The organism is Rahnella sp. PAMC25617 (genome assembly GCF_050606005.1).
GTDB classification, from domain to species: Bacteria; Pseudomonadota; Gammaproteobacteria; order Enterobacterales; family Enterobacteriaceae; genus Rahnella; species Rahnella variigena.
On sequence record NZ_JBOCUM010000008.1, the window covers coordinates 110,836 to 131,159 of the forward strand.

At 53.0% G+C, this 20,324-nt stretch carries 19 protein-coding genes and 1 pseudogene; 11 read left to right on the top strand and 9 right to left on the bottom strand.

Annotated elements, in window-relative coordinates; translation table 11 throughout:
• Positions 1-121: 121 nt before the first annotated feature.
• Positions 122-478, top strand: a pseudogene (locus ACM615_RS11920) (NAD(P)H-dependent oxidoreductase); the annotation flags it as partial.
• Positions 479-481: 3 nt separating this feature from the next.
• On the opposite strand, the gene ACM615_RS11925 reads toward ACM615_RS11920, so the two are convergent.
• Positions 482-1,285, bottom strand: a complete 804-nt coding sequence (locus ACM615_RS11925) for a DUF4239 domain-containing protein (RefSeq protein WP_132964204.1) — start codon at positions 1,283-1,285, stop codon at positions 482-484.
• Between the two features lie 365 nt (positions 1,286-1,650).
• Here ACM615_RS11925 and ACM615_RS11930 point away from each other — a divergent pair, with 365 nt between their 5' ends.
• Positions 1,651-1,968, top strand: a complete 318-nt coding sequence (locus ACM615_RS11930) for a putative quinol monooxygenase (RefSeq protein ID WP_129640021.1) — start codon at positions 1,651-1,653, stop codon at positions 1,966-1,968.
• Positions 1,969-2,085: 117 nt separating this feature from the next.
• Here the strand turns inward: ACM615_RS11930 and fhuE are convergent, their stop codons facing one another.
• From fhuE to ACM615_RS11955, 5 genes are all read right to left on the bottom strand, one after another.
• Positions 2,086-4,284: a ferric-rhodotorulic acid/ferric-coprogen receptor FhuE gene (fhuE, locus tag ACM615_RS11935; RefSeq protein ID WP_129640020.1), complete on the bottom strand. Its 2,199-nt coding sequence runs from the start codon at positions 4,282-4,284 to the stop codon at positions 2,086-2,088.
• 221 nt (positions 4,285-4,505) lie between these two features.
• Positions 4,506-5,810, bottom strand: a complete 1,305-nt coding sequence (locus ACM615_RS11940) for a PQQ-dependent sugar dehydrogenase (RefSeq protein ID WP_129640019.1) — start codon at positions 5,808-5,810, stop codon at positions 4,506-4,508.
• Positions 5,807-6,247, bottom strand: a complete 441-nt coding sequence (locus ACM615_RS11945; protein WP_129640018.1) for a DUF2231 domain-containing protein — start codon at positions 6,245-6,247, stop codon at positions 5,807-5,809. Before ACM615_RS11945 ends, ACM615_RS11940 begins: the two co-directional genes overlap by 4 nt.
• A 130-nt stretch (positions 6,248-6,377) precedes the next feature.
• A complete protein-coding gene (locus tag ACM615_RS11950) occupies positions 6,378-7,115 on the bottom strand; it encodes a GntR family transcriptional regulator (RefSeq protein ID WP_431011950.1) in 738 nt (245 codons plus the stop codon).
• 154 nt (positions 7,116-7,269) lie between these two features.
• On the bottom strand, positions 7,270-8,373 hold the full coding sequence (locus tag ACM615_RS11955) for a sugar phosphate isomerase/epimerase family protein (protein ID WP_431011951.1): 1,104 nt from the start codon (positions 8,371-8,373) through the stop codon (positions 7,270-7,272).
• Between the two features lie 413 nt (positions 8,374-8,786).
• On the opposite strand from ACM615_RS11955, the gene ACM615_RS11960 reads away from it, so the two are divergent.
• The 6 genes from ACM615_RS11960 to ACM615_RS11985 are packed head-to-tail and all read left to right on the top strand — an operon-like array spanning position 8,787 to position 14,742.
• A complete protein-coding gene (locus ACM615_RS11960; protein WP_113877339.1) occupies positions 8,787-9,902 on the top strand; it encodes an ABC transporter ATP-binding protein in 1,116 nt (371 codons plus the stop codon).
• 15 nt (positions 9,903-9,917) lie between these two features.
• The gene (locus tag ACM615_RS11965) at positions 9,918-10,970 is read left to right on the top strand and encodes an extracellular solute-binding protein (protein ID WP_431011952.1); all 1,053 of its coding nucleotides are present in this window, start codon (positions 9,918-9,920) and stop codon (positions 10,968-10,970) included.
• A gap of 6 nt (positions 10,971-10,976) precedes the next feature.
• On the top strand, positions 10,977-11,807 hold the full coding sequence (locus tag ACM615_RS11970) for an ABC transporter permease (RefSeq protein ID WP_181955523.1): 831 nt from the start codon (positions 10,977-10,979) through the stop codon (positions 11,805-11,807).
• The gene (locus ACM615_RS11975; protein ID WP_113877337.1) at positions 11,800-12,630 is read left to right on the top strand and encodes an ABC transporter permease; all 831 of its coding nucleotides are present in this window, start codon (positions 11,800-11,802) and stop codon (positions 12,628-12,630) included. The genes ACM615_RS11970 and ACM615_RS11975 overlap by 8 nt, the downstream gene beginning before the upstream one ends.
• A 35-nt stretch (positions 12,631-12,665) precedes the next feature.
• A complete protein-coding gene (locus ACM615_RS11980; protein ID WP_132964214.1) occupies positions 12,666-14,090 on the top strand; it encodes a M24 family metallopeptidase in 1,425 nt (474 codons plus the stop codon).
• A 1-nt stretch (position 14,091) separates the two neighbouring features.
• Positions 14,092-14,742 (top strand): flavin reductase family protein, encoded by a 651-nt coding sequence (locus tag ACM615_RS11985; protein WP_129640012.1) that lies wholly within the window; start codon positions 14,092-14,094, stop codon positions 14,740-14,742.
• A 2-nt stretch (positions 14,743-14,744) separates the two neighbouring features.
• Here ACM615_RS11985 and ACM615_RS11990 read toward each other — a convergent pair whose 3' ends face one another.
• Together ACM615_RS11990 and ACM615_RS11995 are read right to left on the bottom strand one after the other, a co-directional pair.
• Positions 14,745-14,966, bottom strand: coding sequence for a hypothetical protein (locus ACM615_RS11990; RefSeq protein ID WP_112286628.1), 222 nt, complete (start codon positions 14,964-14,966; stop codon positions 14,745-14,747).
• Between the two features lie 362 nt (positions 14,967-15,328).
• Entirely contained in the window at positions 15,329-16,237 is a 909-nt protein-coding gene (locus ACM615_RS11995) for an SDR family oxidoreductase (RefSeq protein WP_113877334.1), read from the bottom strand.
• Positions 16,238-16,486: 249 nt separating this feature from the next.
• On the opposite strand from ACM615_RS11995, the gene ACM615_RS12000 reads away from it, so the two are divergent.
• From ACM615_RS12000 to dcuR, 3 genes are all read left to right on the top strand, one after another.
• On the top strand, positions 16,487-16,804 hold the full coding sequence (locus ACM615_RS12000; RefSeq protein WP_112286626.1) for an RcnB family protein: 318 nt from the start codon (positions 16,487-16,489) through the stop codon (positions 16,802-16,804).
• A gap of 228 nt (positions 16,805-17,032) precedes the next feature.
• Positions 17,033-18,652 carry a sensor histidine kinase gene (locus tag ACM615_RS12005; RefSeq protein WP_129640010.1) on the top strand — a complete coding sequence of 540 codons (1,620 nt, stop codon included), beginning with the start codon at positions 17,033-17,035 and terminating at the stop codon, positions 18,650-18,652.
• Complete coding sequence (gene dcuR / locus ACM615_RS12010; protein ID WP_431011953.1) at positions 18,649-19,368, top strand: two-component system response regulator DcuR; 720 nt, start codon at positions 18,649-18,651, stop codon at positions 19,366-19,368. The genes ACM615_RS12005 and dcuR overlap by 4 nt, the downstream gene beginning before the upstream one ends.
• On the opposite strand, the gene ACM615_RS12015 is transcribed toward dcuR, so the two are convergent.
• Positions 19,362-20,324 (bottom strand): FAD:protein FMN transferase, encoded by a 963-nt coding sequence (locus tag ACM615_RS12015; RefSeq protein ID WP_113877328.1) that lies wholly within the window; start codon positions 20,322-20,324, stop codon positions 19,362-19,364. The two genes, dcuR and ACM615_RS12015, sit on opposite strands and share 7 nt — an antisense overlap.

A 20,324-nucleotide genomic window follows, 5' to 3' on the forward strand; every position in this document is an offset into this window, starting at 1 on the left:
AAGGGCATGAATCATCAGATCATAAAACAGCATCCCCCTTTCTAATATAAGCAAAATTTCGTCATAAAGTCGTCGGTTAGTCTTAGCGTAGGATAATTTCCGTTTTCCAAGGGGACCCCGGATACCGCTAAGTGATGGCGCGGTGCGACCGTCGCAGGGCAAGACGCTGGCGGTGATGCAGGTAAGCGGCGGGTCGCAATCATTTAATACGGTAAATCAGATGCGGATACTGGGCCGCTGGATGCGGATGTTCACTATTCCCAATCAGTCATCAGTGCCCAAGGCATGGCAGGAATTTGACGATGAAGGGCGCATGAAACCTTCGGCCTGGTACGACCGGATTGTGGATGTCACCGAGGAGTTGTTCAAAATCACATTGCTTCTGAAAGGGCATTCCGCTTATCTGGCCGACCGCTACAGCGAAAGGAAAGAAAGCCATCAGGAACTGTCCGAACGGGTTAATCAGGAAAAAATCTGATTTTCAGCGGCTTAAATGCTGCAAAGCTTCCTGCATGGGCTGGCTGGAAATCATGATCGGACCGGTAAAAGGTGAATCCAGATCGACAATCACGTAAATAGCGGAAGCGATGGACAGCGCGCCAAGGGTGATGGTGACAATCGCCAGCGCATTACGCGGGGCAATCAGACCAAAGCTTAGAAAGATGATCATCAGCCAGAACGTTAGCATGGCAAAAAAGGGCTGTGACATAGAGCTGTGCGAGACTTCAATCAGCTTCCAGCGAGCCTGGATCAGCCTGTCAAACTGACTGAGTGCCACTTCCATGACTCTTTTCTGCAACGGGTCCTGCGCCGGTAACTCGCGCACTTGCCGCTGAGTTGAATTGAGCATTTCGCCAAGACGATAATCCTCTAACCGGTCCTGTATATTTTCAGGCCGTGCTGTTTTCTGCACAGCAGTGTCAGCTGGTTTTGCGTCGGCGGGCCAGGTACTGGCAATGGCAGCCGCCGTGTAAAGCCGAAGGTTTAAACGTGCGCTGTCAGTCTCCGGGCCATAATCGCGTAGCGTGACATCGAGCTGAATGAGATCGGCGGCGTAATTGCGAAAATCATTGGTCAGTGTATCGAAGTTGCTTTTCGCGGACGCCGTCATCAGACTGAGAACCAGCGCGGCGAACGTCAGCAGCATACCAATGACCAGCTGCATCAGTTGCACGGTTTCATGCGCCTTATGTTCTTCAGGCAATAATGGCCTGACAATCATTCCGACCATTGTGGCGGCCAGCAGCAGGGTAAACACCATCAAAGCAAATCCGATTTCCGTCATGCTCATGGCTCCAGATAACAGCGCGGACTAAACGGATACGACAATCCGGAAAACGCATCGGAGTCGGATTGGGTAAGTATAGTCAGGACTTTATCTACCGGGATTTCGGGAAATCTCCGCATCTCCAAAGTGACATTATCAAATGGGACTTACACACTCGGTGCGCATAATCATGATTATGTTAAATTGAATGCATTGATCAATGCGTTCATCATTCATACCCCATCCCCCCGTCGCATGTTGACTCATTCAGTATTGATTCTGTCATATTGGCTGGCACAATGCCCAATTCATAACTACCTTGAATAATCCGCATCCGGATTGTGTAAATCCAGTATAAATAACTGACAACCAAAGGCCTCCCTATGAGCGAAGTAAAAATTGTTGCCACACTGACCCCTTTGCCCGAATTCATCGAAACGGTAAGAGATGCCGCATTGGCAATGGTTTCTCCAACTCATCAAGAAGCAGGATGCCTGCAATATGATCTGCATGAAAGTCATGCTGTACCCGATGTGCGTAACCTCGAAAATAAAGGCAAAGTCTCATTCGTCTTTATTGAACGCTGGAAGTCTGAAGAAGATTTGAAAAAACACGTGGCAATGCCTTACCACGATGATTTTCTCGATATCCTGAACGGTAAACTGGAAAGCCTGAACGTTCAGCGTCTGACTGAGTTGTAATAAGTCTCGCATCCTTCACATCCCCTGTACAAAAATCCGACGTTTTACCTGAACCAGGCATAAAAAAGGCAGCGCCGGAAATCCCGATGCTGCCCTGATAGTCTTTATCGCATCACATCAGAACGCATAATTCGCGCTGACCGACACACTGCGCGGTTCGCCGTAAACAGCGTAATCACTGAGCCACGAGTAATAGGTGCGGTCAAACAGGTTGTTGATGTTGGCCTGAACCGACAACTGTTTTGTCACCTGATAACGGGTGAACAGATCGACAATCGCCGTGCTGCCCTGCGATACACGATGGGTCTCGCCGTCTGGCCCGGTTGCATCCTGGAAGGTGCGGTTTTGCCAGTTAACGCCGCCGCCGACCGTCAGATCAGGCATCATCGGCAACTGGTAACGGCTGAACAGTTTCAGCTGGGTCTGTGGCATGTTGCTGTTCAGGCGGCTGCCGGTATCGTCTTTCGCCACATAACGCGTCGCACCGAAGGTCATTTGCAGATTGTCGGTGACAGCGCCGCTCAGCTCAAACTCCGCCCCTTTGCTCACTGTGCCATTTGCCGCGACGTACGCCTGCTCGCTGGAACCGTTGACGTAATTGCTGCCATCGGCCTGCGCGACATTATCCTGTTCAATGCGGAACACCGCCAGCGAGGCGTTAAGACGACCGTCCATCCACGCCGATTTCAGGCCAGTTTCGTAGTTTTTACCTGTAGTCGGTGACAGATAATGCCCGTTGATATCGCGGTCTGTCTGCGGCTGGAAGATTGAGGTGTAGCTGGCGTAGGCCGACCAGGTGTCATTGATGTCATACACCAGCCCGCCGTATGGCGTTATGTTGTTCTTCTGCATGTTGCCGCTGCTGCCATTGCTGGTCCATTCGGTGTAACGCGCACCGACGATCAGTGAAAGCGGATCAGCCAGCGAAAAGCGTGTGGCGAAATAGCCCGCTTTCTGACGAACCACATCGTCGGCGTTCAGGTACCAGTCGCCCCACTCCGGCTCGCTGACGCTGCCGTCCCAGCTATTGCCAAAGCTGCCAATGGCGTCGCTGTCAATGGATCCATCCGCACTGTAAGTCTGGTTATGCTGGCGGCTATAGCTGAGACCAGCAACCATCTGATGCTGACGACCAAACAGTTCAAACGGCCCGGTGGCATAGGTATCCACCGAATCCACTTTGCGCGTGCCACGGTCTTTACTGCCAAAACCGCTCAGCCCTTCGCCAGTGGTGTGATCCGGGAAATCCATCAGATACAGCAGCTTATCATTGAAGGTTTGCTCGCCATGCGTGCCGTTAACCCGCCATGTCCAGCCGTTATCAAAATCGTGTTTCACGTTGGCGAACACTTTACGCGACTGAATGGCGTAATTTGTCCAGTCAGCGGAGGTATTAGTGCTGCGGTCATAATGCGTACGCGAACCGTCCGTATACCAGGTCGGCAAACCGCCCCAGGTCGGATTGCCGGTGTTGGTTTCCTGATAATCGTACCCCAGAGATACCGTGGTGTTGTCAGTGACATCGGCATCGATCACGCCGTAGAGGAATTTTTTACGCTTGTGATAACGATCCAGCCAGCTGTCCTGATCCTGATAGCCCGCCACGACCCGTCCGCGCACTGAACCTTCCTGATTCAGCGGGCCGGAAGCATCCAGCACATAACGTTGCTTGTTCCAGCTGCCATAACTGGCGCTGATATTACCGGTAAATTCTTTGCTGTCGGCGTGCTTACGCACCATGTTCACCGACGCTGCCGGATTACCTGCGCCGGTCATCAGACCGGTTGCGCCACGCACCACTTCGATACGGTCATAAATCGCCGTGTCTTCAGCTGCATCGCCAAAGTTCCAGGTGTCGCTGACGGACGAAGGAATATCGTCATAGGTGTAATTGTTGATGTAAAAGCCACGGGAGAAATAGGACACGCGTTCGCTGTCGATCACTTCCGTGGAGATGCCCGTGGTGTTGTCGAGCACATCGCCGACCGATTGCAGGTTCTGATCCTGCATACGCTGACGGGTGATCACGCTGACCGATTGCGGAATATCGCGCGGGGTCAGGTTCATTTTGGTGCCGGCGGTCGTCGTTTTAACCGCGTAATCCTGCGCGTCACTGCCGGCGACGGTCGGTGAGCCTTCGATCACCATATCCTGCGAGTCACCTGACGTTGCAGCATTAGCCGTGCTGCTGGTTTCAGCCGCCCAGACGGGATTGATCGCCACAACAATAGCCAGCGCCAGTGATGAAACGGTAAAGACTTTTCTTATATCCGGTGCGCAAAACTCCGCGACTTTTCCCCTGCCAGTAAAGGACATAACGCATTCTCGTAGAATTTTTTGATGACGCGACGCTGTTTCTATTTTTTATTTTTACAAGAACAGATCGCAATGAGAACGGGAATAGTAATTATTAGCATTGGTATTGTCGCGAGAAGGTTCATTTTTATTGCGTAACAAATTATTAATTTGAGTTTAGGGAGAATGGGAAGTTTGGATGAAGGAATGCAGGCTTCCTGCCCGCATTCCTGAGCAGGATGTTACTGCGCCTTACTTACCCGCCAGACGACGTTGCCCGCATCGTCGGCGATCAGTACGCCGCCCTGTTTGTCCATCGCCAGCCCGACAGGAAGACCGCGAACTTGTTTTTGATCGTCAGTCAGGAAACCCGTCACCACAGGTTGCGGCAGCCCCACCGGTTTACCCTTTTCGAATTTCACCCACATCACCTGATAGCCGTTCAGCGGTTTACGGTTCCAGCTGCCGTGCTCGCTGACGAAGGCACCATCGCGATATTGCGGCATGTTTTCGCCGGTATAGAACAGCAATCCAAGGGGCGCGACGTGTGAGCTGATGGCATAATCAGGCTTGATCGCTTTCTCTACCAGATCCGGACGCGGAGGTTTGACCCGTTCATCAACGTGCTGGCCGTAATAACTGTATGGCCAGCCGTAGAAACCGTGCTCCTGTACCGACGTCATGTAATCCGGTACCAGATCAGAGCCAATTTCATCGCGCTCATTCACCACCGCCCAGAGTTTCCCACTCTGCGGTTCCCATTGCAGGCCGGTCGGATTGCGTAATCCGCTGGCAAAAATGCGGCTGGCCCCGGTTGCAGCATCCACTTCCAGTATCGCCGCACGCCGGTCTTCTGCCCCGATGCCATTCTCGGTGATATTACTGTTCGAACCGACGCCGACGTACAGTTTGCTGCCATCCGGACTGGCCAGCAGGGATTTCGTCCAGTGATGGTTAATCGGACCGCCCGGCAACTGCGTCACCACTTCACCAGGCGCGGTAATCTCTGTTTCACCTGTCTGATAGGGATATTTTATCAGGCTGTCGGCGCTCGCAATCCACAGCGTGTTTCCGGTCAGCTGAATGCCAAAGGGAGAGTTTACCTGTGCGATAAACGTATGTTTCTCCCATTTGCCGCCGGTATTACGCAGCAACGTAATGCGGTTGCCGCCCTCGCCGCCTTTACCTGAAGACTTCTGCACCATGCCCATAATCAGCTCTTTCGGACGGAAGATGAGTTTTTTGGCCGGACCATTCGATTCCGCCACCAGCACATCGTTATTGGGCAGCACGTAAACCTGACGGGGATGTTTCAACCCTTCAGCGATTTTCTCGATTTTCAGTCCGTCGGCAACTTTCGGCATTTCGCCGCTTTTCCAGGGAATACCTTCCGGCACTTTCATTGGCGGCATCAGGAAATTCTGCGCTTTTGGCAGTTCAGGATCTGCCCCGGTTTGTTTTTTCGGATCAATTTGCGAACTGTTATCACAGCTGCTGAGCAGCCCGGCAAGCACACAGGCGGACAATAAACGTTGATAATTTTTCATCGTATCGCCCCTCCTGCAACCGGAAGGCGTAATGCCAGCTGGACATTGGCCAGAAGCAAAAGCACCACCACCAGCGTCGAAAGAATGACGCCCGCCGGGACAACCGCATAAGCATCACGGCTGTGAATAAAGGCATTGAAAATCGCCAGCACGATTGCCAGCAGGTTCAGCCAAAAGTGCAGTTTACGCGCGCTGTCAGCGATAGATTCAGGACCTGTCCAGACCTGGACCAGATTGATAAGACGAGGAATAACAGCGATGAAAAGCCCCAGTACAATCAACCAGTTCGCCGCATCGGTCCACATGGTGATAAAGGTTTTCATATAGAGAATGTCGAAAATCCAGGCGGCGACAAAAAAACCAAGAGGAATGGGGTTTAACAGTTCGTACAACGCCGTGGCAATTCCACGGCGCGTCGAATTCGAATGCGTTTGCATGTCCTTCTCCTTTGACTAATCCAAAGCTGTCAGCGCCAGAAATGGCGCGACAGCCGACAGGGCTACCTGTAATAGATTAGTAAAGTTGAAGAATGCTGCCGGAATGAATGCCGCTAAGCGGACGGTTTCATCACGAGAAATTTTCCAGAACAGACAGAAACGTATGCCGGTCGCCGTGGCCTTCGGTTAAGCGCACGCGCCCTTCGATGTCGGCAAGATGGTGGTCCATCAGCTGCTGCGCTTTGGTCAGGTCTTTCTCTTTGATGGCCGCCACAATCATTCGGTGATGATCCGCACCGCAATCGTCCTTATGCTCTTCTTCATACAAAGACATCACCAGCGAGAGCCGCGCGACAATCTTCGCCAGCATTTCGGTCAGCACAGGATTCCCGGCGATTTCCGCCAGCACGATGTGGAATTTGCCGGAAAGCACGGTTTTCGATTTTTCATCGCCATGATGATGGATGTGCTCTTCCTCATCCGCCAGCTTTTCCAGTGCTTCCAGCTGTTCGGAAGTCGCCCTTTCCACCACCAGCTCCAGCAGCAGGGCTTCAATTTTACGCCGTGCTTCAAACAGGTTTCTGGCCTGCTCAATACCGGGTTCTGCGACAAACGTGCCACGATTTCTTTTGCGCTCAAGCAGATGGTCGCTTTCCAGTACGCCCAGCGCGCCACGCACCACCGTGCGGCTGACACCAAAATGTTCGGCAATCGCCTCTTCGAGAATTTTGGTGCCCGGTTTTAACGCCCCTTCACCAATCGCCGCCGCCAGCGTGGCACGGATCCGCTCGGAAACATCGTCGTTATTATCGGCCGTACTGGCCGCGACCGGCGCTGTCCTGGCGCTTTGCGCGCGCGTTTTCTTCATTATTGTTGTCTCCAGATTTACGCTCAGTCATATCTTATGCCGGACAAAGGCGCTCCGGTCATTGCGGGTTTAAGTATCTCGTTAAGAATGTTTCTGCGCAAATGCTGAATAAGCTTGTGGCAATATTTGCACAGAACCTCTTAATCCCCAGGCTTCAGGCTAATATTATGCCTTTCTGTTCGCAGATAGCGCGGATATGGCGTGCAGAGTCCTGAATAAACCGCGTCGCTGCATCAAAGCCGTAAGACTGATTTTCATAGGTTGGATAACCGTACTGCGCACTTTCAAATCCTTCCCAGTCCGGGATTTCACCTGAAGCAACGCGCTTTTCGCCTTCATCAAGCATGGCAAAATAGAGTTCAAGCTCCGTCGTATTCAGATCCGGATGACCGGCACGCCAGACCGGATCATCAATCTGAATACACTGGCGCGGATTAGGCTGGCGGCGTTTGTCGTCGGTTGACTGATTAATTTCCAGCGACAGATTCAGGTCAGGATTGGCCTTAGCGAGTATCGGTAAAATCGCCGCAAAATCCACCACACCCTGACCGCAGGCACGGGGCTGGAAATCCAGACCGCCGGGCGCGCGACCGACCCAGGCATCTTTAATGTGCGTCTGCCGGATATAAGGCGCCAGCCGCTGCGCCGCCATCACCGGATGCTCACCGCGCTGCAACATATTGGCGGTATCCAGCACCGCGCCGACACAGTCTTCACCCACTCTTTCAATCAGACGCAGGATTTCAAAAGACGTGATTTCGTCATGCGTCTCAATATTCATATGTACGCCATGCGCGCGCGCCACCGGCGCCAGTTTTTGCAGCACGTTGCCCATAGCCTGCAACTGTTCGTCCCAGGTGACATCGGTTCGAAAACGATCGACTGCCAGACGTCCGCGATACTCGCCTTTAAAATTACCGGGTGATACCCACATCTCGCGGCAACCTATCGCTGCGCTGGCTTCGATCATTCGTATGAAACCCGCAATAATGTCGCCATCGCCAATCGCCCGTAATTCCGGGGCTTCTGCGCTGCAATAAGGATTGATTTTCCCCAGACCACTTTCCAGATAAAGACCTAATTCGTCCGCTTTAGCCCGGATTTCCCGCAGCATTCCCGCATCCAGTGTCGGGCTCATATCCAGTACGGTACTGAAAAATATCCCTTCCAGACCCAGTTCCCTGACATGGTCGAGGCTGCCCAGCGGTCCGCGTTTCTTAACTTCAGGGAGTTTCTGTCCGTCGATGCCTAATTTCATAAATGACTCCGCAGCTTGTGGCTGCCAAAAGAGGAATTAAAGATTCATCGTAGACAGTGCAAATCACATGCCATGACAGAGGAGCACGGCGGGGCAAGCCTAAAAAATCCGAAATATCATACATTTAAAATCAACTCCATATATTCGCAACCATTTTCGAAGGTTATTGCGAATTAAAATAACAACATTCGCACCAAAATGGTTAACACAATGCACCATCATGGCGTAACAGCAGGGTGATTAAACATACGAATATCACGCTTTATTTTTATAAACATCTGTATGCGCAAGTCGAAATTGCTATTTAACGTCTGTTTTTCAATGGGTTGAATTTTAACCTCATGGGCGCATTCGATTCTGGCACGCCGTTTGCTATTTCTTTTCAAGCACACGACTCAGATCCGGGAAGCCATATGCCAGACATGCAAAACACCACTGAAAGCAAACGCCTGAACGTTCACGGCCTGACTCACAGTTACGGTGGAAAGAACGCCATCAGTGATGTGTCATTTTCAATAGAAGCAGGCGAGATTGTGGCGTTGCTGGGGCCGAGTGGCTGTGGCAAATCCACCGTGCTGCGGGCTATCGCCGGTCTGATCCAGCCGAAGAACGGCAAGATCGTGCTCGGTGATCAGGATCTGGCCGATGTGTCAGCCAGAGGCCGGGGGATCGGTATGGTGTTCCAGAACTATGCGTTATTCCCGCACCTGACTGTTGCCGAGAACATCGCCTATCCGCTGGCCTGTCAGCAGATTTCCCGTGCCGCCCGTAAGCAGCGTGTGGAAGAAATGCTGTCCCTGGTCAGGCTGAATGATTTCGGCAACCGGCTGCCGCGCGAACTATCCGGCGGACAGCAACAGCGTGTCGCCGTCGCCCGTGCTATCGCCGGTCGTCCTTCACTTCTGCTGCTCGATGAGCCTTTTGGCGCGCTGGATCGTGCATTGCGTTTCGATCTTCAGGTGGAGCTGTTGCATCTGCAAAAAACGCTCGGCATCACCACGTTGATCGTCACTCACGATCAGGAAGAAGCGCAAAGTCTGGCAAACCGTCTGGTGCTGATGAACAAAGGCAACGTCGAACAAATTGATACGCCGATGACCGTGTATGACCGTCCGAAGACACTGTTCGTGAACACTTTCATCGGGCAGGCCAATTTGCTGCACGGTACGGTGCTGCGTTTTGAACTCGACACCACAGTCATCGGCCTGGCGGATAACCGGCAGCTTCGCCTGCCGCGCCGTCTGAATTTCACTCTGGGTTCTCGTGTCACCATTACCTTCCGTCCGGAAGAAGTGCGTTTATCCGCGCTGCCGGGTGAAAACACCCAACCCGCACGGATGACCGTCTCGGTGCCGCTCGGCCCCTCGCTGGTTCACGACCTGATTCTGGAAGACGGAACCAGCCTGCGCGCGTCCGAAGTCAGAGGTCCGTCGACGTTCATCCCTGAACCAGGGTCACAACTTTTCGCAGAAATCGATACCGCAAGGTGTCATGCCTTTCCGGCTGAACCGGAATTCATCAGTGAATAAACAGAGGTGAGCTTTATGAAAGACTTTGAAATCAGTCGTCGCCGGTTCGGTTATCTCATGGCGGGCGTTGCGGCCTCCACAATGCTGCCTTTTCCGTTACGCGCTGCGAGTGCAGCTACCGGCGGCAGTGCAGTCGCGGCCACCTTCCCCGGAAACTGGGAAGATGCCTATCGCAACGTTCTTACACCGGTACTGAAAAAACAAGGCTTTGACCTGACCATCGCACCTGCCATGGCGCAGGATCAGCTGGCAAAAATCATGGCCAGCCCAGGGAATCCGCCTTATGACACCTTGCTGATGTCACCGGGGCAAATGACGATTGCGGTTCAGAACGATCTTATCCAGAAAATTGACCCGTCCAGACTGAAAAACTGGGACCTGCTCGATCCGTCCTTCCAGGGCGAATACGGCCCGACCGTAACCGTGGAAGTGAACGGTATCGCCTATAACCCGGATCTGGTGCCGCGACCAAAAGGGTATCGCGATTTGTTTGAGAATCCGGCTTACAAAGGGCTGGTGTCCTGGACCGGTTTTGCCTCGAATACCGCCGTGATGGCCTACACCGAAATCGCCAAAATTTACGGCAATGGGCCTGCGGATATGGCCGCCGTGTTTAAGCTTTTCAAGGAACATCCTGAGCAACTCAAAGGCGTGGTGGACAGCACCAACCATCAGATGACGCTGTTCCAGCAGGGCGAAATCGCGGTGTTCATGTGCAGCACCAGCAACGTGGCGCGCCTGAAAAGCCTCGGCCTGAATGCGGAATTCGTGCATCCGGAAACCGGCTCTCCGGCCGCGCCGGTCAATATTCATCTGACCAAAGGCAGCAAAAATCTCGACGCCGCCTACGCCTATATGGATGCCGCCATTTCCCAGTCTGCACAGCAGCAACTGGAACAGCCGCCGACCGAGATGTTCCCGACCAACAAAAACGTGGCACTGACCCCGGCGATTTCCGCCTATGTCACCCGCGAACAGCTTAAAACCCTGGTCTATCCGGACTGGGCAGAAATTAACAAAAACCGTGATGCCTGGATCCGCCAGTTCGACACACTGGTTGCAGGCTGAGGTGGAATGATGAAGCAGAGCGGCTTCCCTTACGTCGTACCGATGTTATTGCTTTCCGTGGCATTTTTCGCGACGCCACTCGCCGTGCTGGTCGGTTTCAGCTTTACCGGCAACGGCGGAATGACGCTGGATCATTACGCCCGTTTCTTCGGGGATGCGTTTAATTTCCGCGTACTGGTCAACACTGCGCGGCTCGGTATCGAAACGGTTATCGGCACCACTCTGCTGGGCATTCCGATTGCCCTGCTTTACTGGCATGGCGGACGCAATCTGCGGCAGATCCTGATTTTCCTGACCCTCATTCCGATGCTGACCAGCAACGTGGTGCGCACGTTTGCCTGGATTGTGATCCTCGGGCGTCAGGGGCCGATCAGCGAGGCGCTGATGGCGATGGGCATTACCGGTATGCCGGTCAGCCTGATGTTTACCGAACTCGGGCTGGTAATGGCGATGTGTCAGATTGATCTGCCGCTGATCATTTTGCCGCTGATTGCCATTCTCTCCCGTACGCCGTATCAGCTTACCGAAGCGGCGCAGGTATCAGGTGCCGGGCCGTGGCGCATTCTGGTGACCGTGCTGCTGCCGCTGATGTTGCCGGGTCTGCTGGCGGGCTGGATCCTGGTTTTTGCCAGCACCAGCAGCTCTTTCGTCACTCAGGCAGTGATCGGCGGCGCGCGAAATGTATACGTCCCGCAGCTGATTTACCGTGAAGTCGGTACGCTGTTCGACTGGCCGCTGGCCTCGGCCATCGCCGTGGTTCTGTTGCTCTCCACGGGCTGCCTGCTGGTGGCGCTCACCATGATTTCACGCCACAGGAGACTGGTCGGTCATGCTTAAAACACGAGAAAATCCGCTTCCGGCGCTGCTCTACAAACTGTTCGTGTATGGCTTCGGCACGCTGTGCGTCATCTATCTGGTGGCACCGATTGTCATCGCGCTGATGATGTCGTTTACCTCCGGCCAGACGCTGAAATACCCGCCGCAGGGCTTTTCATTGCGCTGGTACGAAGCGTTGCTGGATCCGGTGCGTTCTGCCACAGAGCAGACCGCAGCGTGGAACTCGCTGAAAATCGCCGGTCTGGCCGTGCTTGGTGCCTTGCTGTTCGCGGTTCCCGCCACTATCGGCATGACCCGTATGAAGCGCCGCAGCGTCAGCACTATCGAGCCGCTGCTGCTCGCGCCACTGGTATTGCCGAGTCTGGTTTACGGGCTGGCGGCGCTGATTGTGGCGAACTTCATCGGCTTTCAGCCGTCGCTGTGGCTTACGGTGATCGGGCATGTAGTGGTATTTGGCCCGCTGATGTACCGCGCGGCGTCGGTAGTTGCGCAGGGGATCAACCCTTCGCTGGCAGAAGCCTCTACCACCATGGGTGCCAGCTGGTTTATGACGCTGCGCCGCGTCACGTTACCGCTGTTGCTGCCGGGGATCCTGGCCGGCGCGTTCCTGGTGTTTATCCAGTCGCTCGACAATGTGTCGGTTTCGCTGTTCCTTGCGGACGCTAAAACCACGGTACTGCCTCTGCGCATGTTTGCGCTGATTGAAGAATCGCTGGATGTGCGTGTGGCGGCTATTTCCGGGATCCTCATCGCCGTCACATTACTCGGCCTGCTGGTTGCCCGTCGGGTTCTGGCACCGCGTCCTGCCCCTGAAAACTCATAACTCACTGACTCTTTTTTTGATGTAAGGAAGACCCTATGAACACTCATGCGACGATGGCCAATGGCTCCCGCATCGGACAGTTGCTGGCGGATTTTCAGCCAGATTTCGATTTCACCGCCCCGCTTCCTCTGCCAGTGGAAGAGTTCGAAGAACGTCTGCGTAAAATCCGCCGTCAGGCGGTCGAAGCCGGACACGACGCTATCGTGGTTCACGCCGGCAGCGTCGGCTGGTTCCATGCGTCGAATGCGTATCTGCGTTATATCTGCGACTGGATGCGCGAAGGTGTGTTGATCATCCCCACGGATTCGCATCAGCCGCTGGTATTGCTCTCGTTCTTCACGCAATCCGTGCTGCTGCCGCCGGGTGGCGAACCGGTGCTGGTGGATGAAATCTGGCAAATCGGGCCAATCGGGCGCGAGTACGCCGACCGTCCGGGCGATTCAGTGATTAAAACAGCGGAAAAATGTGCGCAGGTACTTGCCCGTTTCGCACTGACCGCCGCGCAGATTGGCATAATCGGTGACCGTACCTCCCTGACCTTCTGGGCGGCACTCGGATCGCTGACGCCAAAATGCAAATACGTGGCCGATAACGCCATTCTGGATCGTCTGCAAAAAGTCCGTTCACCGCGGGAGATTGCGTTATTCCGTGGCGCGGCGCAGATGATCAGCCTCGGGACACAGGCCGCCTACCATGTCGCCAGACCGGGTGTGACAGATCATGAAATTTATGCGGCGTTTTCTTTTGCTCAGCTGGCAGCCGGAGGTGAAACCGGCGACGGGTATCAGATTGGTATCAACGAATTTGGCACGCATTGCGGCAAACCTTACGGCCATGTTGTCCGTCCGGGCGATCTGATCAATTTGTATATTTCCAACGTGACATGCCGGGGTTATACCGCGCAAACGGCCAGAATGATTGCGGTCGGCGACATCACACCGCATCAGGAAGACGTACTCGCCGCCTGTACCGAAGGTGTGAAACGTGCTGAAAAGCTGATCCGTCCTGGTGCATTAATGCGTGATATCAACAATGCCGCCTTCGGTCCGCTGATTGAGCGCGGCATGTTGACCTCACCGGAGGCGCGAACCATGCCCTATAACTGGGCACCGATGCCGGATGGCAACGCGCGGCTGATACCTCATCAGTATGTGCAGGATATCGACTGGGAAGCACAGGGGCGCAAGCTGATGCATGTTTATCCGGCGACGCATGGCCCGCACAATCCCAATCTCGGGCATTCCGTCGGCATGGCCGGTGCGCAGAACAGCTTTAATATTTCGTCGCATAATTACGACACACTGGAAGAAGGCATGGTGTTTGTCCTGCATACACAGTGGCTTGAGCCGCTGTCCGCGGGTTGTAATATCGGTGATTGTTACGTTGTCACTAAAGACGGTTTTGAAAATCTGAGCCGCCACACGCCACTTGAAACCCATCGCGTTACGGCAGGAAACTGATATGACCCGACCTTCTTCGCACACTCATTTTGATTTTGCACGGCTGACGGAACGTGAGCGGTACAAAATCCTGATCGGCACGGTAATCCCACGTCCTGTCGCGCTGGTCACGACCGTCAGCCAGGACGGCATACCGAATGCCGGGCCCTTCAGTTTTTTTAATGTCCTGACGCATGACCCCGCGATTGTGGCGATAGGCGTAGAAAATTATTCCGATATGCGTTTTAAAGATACCGCGCGCAATATCCGTGAAACCGGCGAATTTACGGTTCATATCGTCGATGACGCACTGGTCAGTCAGATGGAAATCTGTGCCATTAAATTCGGACCGGAGGTAGATGAACTTAAAGAAGCGGGGCTGGATACCACGCCAGGGCTGATGGTCAGAAGTCCCCGCATTCTCGCGGCACCGGCGGCGCTGGAATGCCGTCGTCACACCACACTTCAGGTGGGACCGGCGCGTGAAATTATTCTCGGTGAAGTGCTTGGTGTGTATGTCCGCAGCGATGCGGTTGACCCGTCGAATCTGCACATCGACCAGCAGATAATGGATGCTATCGGAAGAATGGGCGGTCACACTTACACCCGCACACGTGACCAGTTTGATGTCAAAACGCTGACGCCGGAGGAATGGGCCGCACGGGGATTATAACGTCAGATATCGAAATCATTCATTCGTGGTATGCCAGCGGGGAAGTTGTCGTAGATCCCGCTGATATAGGTCCCTTCTCTGAAAATGACGACTTCATCCACCCTGACCGGATGCGAACAGACTGCGCAGATAATAGCATTCACCTGTTCAGCGAAAGGTGTATTTGCGCTGGCGACGAAGCGGTCTGAGCCGCATTGTTCGCAGACAATCCTGATATCTGGCATGTGACGGGTCCGGCAATAAGAATAAATATTTAAGTTAAATATAGCATAATTAGATAATTCTCATTGTCCATAGTAAAACTCAGGGTTTTCAAACGGAAAGTGGCTTTTTTTCGTTAACTGGTCAGAAACCCCACAAAAAAAGCCCGCACGACGGCGGGCAATCACAGACAGACACAAGGATTAAATGCAGTGGTTATCTGTAGCGTGGTACAGATGAATCAATCATAGCTTCCTTTACATTGTCCGCGAGGCGACTTTGCTTGCGTGATGACAAATAGGAATAATCCGCAGATTGCTCCCATCAAACTACGACGTCACCGGCAGACGCCGGTGACTTTTTCTGTCATCGCAGCGAATGAAAACTATAACGTGCCGGTTCCGCCGTCTGAGCACCAGACCTGGCCAGAGGCGTAGCTGCTTTCCTGCGAAGCCAGCGTCACATACATTCCCGCGATTTCCGCAGGTTGTCCCGGACGCTTCAGCGGAGCCTGTTCACCGAACGATTCGACTTTTTCCTGAGGCTGACCGCCGCAAACCTGCAACGCCGTCCAGTACGGGCCCGGCGCAACTGAATTCACGCGGATGCCCTCAGGCGCCAGTTGTTTAGCCAGACCTTTGGTGAACGCCACGATAGACGCCTTGGTCTGAGAATAATCGAGCAGATTATCGCTTGGTAAAAATGCCTGAACCGAGGACGTGTTGATAATCGAACCGCCGCGCGGGATAAATTCCAGTGCTGCTTTGGTTATCCAGAACATGGCATAAACGTTGGTTTTGAAGGTGGCATCAAACGCTTCGGTGGTCAGATCTTTAATCGAATCGCAGAACTGCTGGCGACCGGCATTATTGACCAGCAAATCCAGCCCTCCGAGTTTTTCTGCAGCGTCGTTCACCAGTTGCTGACAGAATTTTTCATCGCGGATGTCGCCCGGAAGCGTCACCACTTTCAGCCCTTCACCTGCAAGCAATTCAACTACTTCTTTCGCATCAGGTTCTTCGTCAGGCAGATAATTGATCGCCACTTGGGCACCTTCTCTGGCGAACGCAATCGCCACTGCGCGGCCTATGCCGGAATCACCGCCGGTGATCAGCGCTTTACGCCCTTTCAGCCGCCCGCTGCCTTTATAGGTCTTCTCGCCGTGATCGGGAACCGGTTTCATTTTGCTGGCGAGTCCGGGAAACGGTTGTTTCTGGCGTTCGAACGGCGGTGTCGGGAAAGCGTCCACATGTGGCGCATTGAGTGAGTCGGGAATCGTTTTTTGATTGCTCATCAACATTCCTTATTTGAAAAATGAGTGAACTATAAGGCTAGAAGAAATTTCGACGGGCGTTTGCACTAACGGACAGTTCTGAAATCATTTGCATTTCGACACAAAAAAACGTCCCGTCATCCGGACACTTTCTCGTTATTATCCTGTCCTACAGAAAAAGCACAGGCTTTGGCTTTATGACTCATACAACGGACTGGCAGCATATCACCGAGGCACGCATTAAGTTGATGGTTTTAAACGGGATAATCTATGCGTCATTTTAAAATTGTTATGTTATCTGCTCTGGTTGTTTCTTCAGTGTTACCTCTGGCCAATACGGCGTTTGCCGCGTCAAACTCGCACGAAATCAAATCGTTCTACGATGATTCCAAACTGTATGCGATCGGTGACCAGGTTCCGGCGCTGTACCGCACCAAGCCTTACGAAATCGTCGGCTGGCAGGAACGTCATTTGCCTGCCCCGGATGCAGGCAGCCACTGGACTTATATCGGCGGCAGCTATGCGCTGATCACCGACACCGACGGCAAAATCCTCAAAGCCGAAAACGGTGATATTTACTTCCAGTGATCTGGAAAAGAAATATAAAGATAAGGCCTGAAGAGATTCAGGCCTTTTTTAATGGCCGTCTGATTCACTTTTGAAAGTATTAAATAGCGGAAATATCAGACAAATAGTCATATCATTATGCGTGAACAGGGATGGTTCATGCAGTGTTCAACGCCAGACCGCCGGACGAACAACGCGAACTGTCAAAATCATCAATGAGCATTTGGCTCTCTTCTCTCCGGGGCTCCCATGAGCGACTCGCAGCAACGCCATCCCGTGCGCAAGCACCCCATGAAACTCAGCACATCGGTCATTCTGATGGTCAGCGCGGTGATTGCTTCCGTGTTACTGGTTGTGCATATGCTTTATTTTGTGCAGGTCAGCGATACCACCCGCGACGGCGTGAAAGATAAAGCACTGGCCGTGGCCCGCACCATGGCGGATCTGCCGGAAACCAAACGCGCCCTGCTTCTGCCGCCTGACAGCAATATCATTCAGCCGATCGCCAGCTCCGTCCAAAAACGTAACGATCTGCTGTTTATCGTGGTCACCAATATGGACGGCATCCGTTATTCGCATCCGAATGCGGATGTGATCAGTCATCATTTTATCGGCGATGACATCAATCCGGCACTGCTCGGCAAAGAGAACGTCTCGATCAATAAAGGCACGCTTGATGAAGCGCTGCGGGTTTTCACGCCGGTCTATGACAACAATCACAAACAAATCGGCGTGGTCGCCATCGGGATTTCGCTGGTCAAAGTCACCGAGCAAATCAACAAGAGCCGCTGGAGTATTCTGTGGACGGTGCTGTTTGGCATCATTGTCGGCGCACTTGGCACGTATTGTCTGGTGCGAATGCTCAAACGCATCCTGTTCGGGCTGGAACCTTATGAAATTTCGACGCTGTTCGAACAGCGTCAGGCGATGTTGCAGTCGATCAAAGAAGGCGTAATTGCCGTAGACGATCTGGCGCATGTCACGCTGATCAACCAGACTGCCCGGCAAATATTTCAGGAAACCGCTAAAGACGTGACACCGGATGAAAGCACTCTGCCGCTGATCGCCAATCTGCGGGACGTGGTGAATACCGGTGTGCCGCGCCGTGACGAAGAGATCAATTTCAAAGGCCGTTTACTGCTCAGCAACACGGTGCCGGTACGCAATAATGGCGTCATTATTGGCGCTATCTGTACCTTCAGGGATAAAACCGAGGTCAGCCAGTTAATGCAGCGCCTCAGCGGCATGGTAAACTATGCCGATTCGTTGCGTGAAAGATCGCATGAGTTTATGAACAAACTGCACGTGATCCTCGGATTGCTGCACATGAAAAGTTACGCGCAACTTGAAGATTACATCCTCAAAACAGCCAATAATTATCAGGCGGAAATCGGTTCGCTGCTGCTGAAAATCAAGTCTCCGGTGATTGCCGGTTTCCTGCTGAGCAAAATTAACCGCGCATCTGATACCCGGCATTTGCTGACGCTCAGCGATGACAGCCTGTTGCCGGACAACAATAATGAAGATCAGGTGGCTGCGTTGATTACCGTGCTCGGCAATCTGATTGAAAACGCGCTGGATGCGCTCGGCGAGCAGCATGATGGTGAAGTCAGCGTGTTGCTGCATTATCAGAACGGACAGCTGGCGTGCATCGTGAGTGACGATGGTCCGGGCATTCAGCCGGAAAATATTGAAACCATTTTTGAAAAAGGGGTGTCGTCAAAAGGCGATCAACGCGGTATGGGCCTGTTCCTGGCTAAACAGCAGGTCGAAAGCCTGGGAGGTTCGATTAATGTCGAATCAGAGCCTGACGTTTACACCCAATTTTTTGTACAACTTCCCTGGGATGCGGAGAGGACAAGTTCTTGATCAATGTGCTGATAGTTGACGACGACGCCATGGTAGCAGAGCTGAACCGCTGTTATGTTGGCCAGATAGAAGGTTTTACGTGCTGCGGTACGGCATCGACGCTGCAACAGGCGAAAGATCTGGTTCTGAATTCAGAGCTGTCTATCGACCTGATTCTGCTCGACGTGTATATGCAGCAGGACAACGGGCTGGATTTACTGCCTGAACTGCGCAATGCCCGCCGGCCAATCGACGTGATTGTGATTTCCTCAGCCGCTGATGCGGAAACCATTAAGAAGTCGCTCAATTATGGCGTGGTGGATTATCTGATCAAACCGTTCCAGTTCTCCCGTTTCGAGGAAGCACTGACCGGCTGGCAGCAGAAAAAAAAGCTGATGGATAATCAGCAGTATTATGAGCAGTCTGACGTTGACCGGTTGATCCACGGCAGTAATCCTGCCGCTGCGGACACAAAAAAGCTGCCGAAAGGTTTAACGCCGCAAACACTCCGCACGTTGTGTCAGTGGATTGATGCTCATCCGACCATGGAATTCTCCACGGATGAACTGGCCAGTTCGGTGAATATTTCGCGGGTATCGTGCCGTAAATACCTGATCTGGCTGGCGCAGATGAACATTCTGTTTACCAGCATTCACTACGGTGTCACCGGCCGCCCGGTTTACCGCTACCGTTTACAAGCCGATCACTATTCGCTGTTAAAACAGTATTGTCAGTAAGTCGTGATCCGGTAACTGTCATCCAGCGGTGTGAAGGTAAACTGCCGCTGCGATGACAAAATAATTTGCCCGTCCCGGGTAACAAAAATCGCCTCGATGTGCGGGATCTGCTCAAGATACGCCAGACTTTTCTCCACGCCCATTCCGTACAGCAACGTTGTCCAGATATCCCCGTCTATCGAATCTTCTGAAATAATGGTTACGCTGAGCAGTTCGTTATCCAGCGGATAGCCGGTTTTCGGATCGAGAATATGGTGATAACAGTGACCCTCCAGCTCGAAATAACGTTCGTAAATACCAGATGTCACGACCGATTTACCGATAACGTTGATTACCCCAATCAGCGTGTCCGGCTCGGAAAACGGTTTTTTCAGGCCAATTGCCCACGCCCCTTCTGCACCGGCACCCAGCGTCTGTACGTTCCCGCCCAGATTGATTAACGCGTTCTCAACCTGCTGTTCACGCAGATAATCACGCACCACATCGGCGATATAACCTTTAGCAATCGCGCCGAGGTCAATTTCCATTCCTGCCTGTTGCAGAAACACCGAACGGGTTTGTTCATCGAGGATCACATCTTCGGGATTTGTCAGCGCAAGTAACGTCTGGAGATCCTGAGCCGCCGGAATGCTGTGACCGCTAAAACCGATTTTCCAGCGTTTAACCAGCGGGCCGATAGTGAAATTGAAACTGCTGTCTGGCAGACAACTGATGGCTTTAGCGCGGCGGATCAAATCAAAGACCGGCGCGCTGACAGTGACAGGGTCACGTCCGGCGGCATGATTGATCGCCATGATATCGGAATGCGGGCGATTCACCGTGAAGGTGTTTTCCTGATGTTTAATCAGCCTGAAAACGCCAGACGCCAGACTCTCGTTATGTTCAAACAGCTTGAGAAGAATGGGCGAACCCATTAAAACAGCGGAATAAGCATAAACACGATCGTCTGGCGTCAT